The organism is Bartonella sp. AD13SXNS (assembly GCF_042196465.1).
GTDB lineage: Bacteria > Pseudomonadota > Alphaproteobacteria > Rhizobiales > Rhizobiaceae > Bartonella.
Genome location: NZ_JBHIQI010000129.1, coordinates 1 through 503, shown reverse-complemented (window position 1 = coordinate 503; position 503 = coordinate 1). Strand labels below are relative to the sequence as shown.

The 503-nt window shown below is 48.5% G+C and carries 1 protein-coding gene; it reads right to left on the bottom strand.

What is annotated here, in order from left to right; translation table 11 throughout:
• Positions 1-503, bottom strand: a 503-nt coding sequence (locus tag ACFIMQ_RS09760) for a transglycosylase SLT domain-containing protein (protein ID WP_375703969.1), incomplete at both ends; no start/stop codon positions are given.

Sequence of the window (503 nt, the reverse complement as noted above, 5' to 3'; positions counted from 1 at the left end):
GCTAATTGTGATGCTAATAATGCCCGTAAAACCTCTAACATGTTGTCTCTATTGCCAAAACCACCCTGTGCTATAGGGCTTGCTCTATAAGGCTGTCCCCCATACATTTGTAACACGCGGTTGACAAAATCACTTGCACGCATACCACTGTTGCCACCATTCAAACCAACCGCATTGCTGCCAACAATTTGCGCTGCATTGGCATGGGGATTTTGTAAAAGACGCGCGGCTCCACCCGCCCCTTGTTGGTGTGCTAAATACAATTCTGCATCAGTAGGCGCTCTTCCCAATACACGGCTTAAATGATTACGATTGTCAAGCGTCAAGCGCCCCATGGCATCTGCCGCTTGCATGGGGTCAAAACGGTCTTGCAAACCATATTGTTTGGCTGTGCTGTCGATAAATTGATACAATCCACCCGCCGAAGAACGTGGATTCCTTGCATTCGGATTGCCGCCACTTTCCACTTGCGCAACACGGTATAAATAACTTTCGGGCAAGCC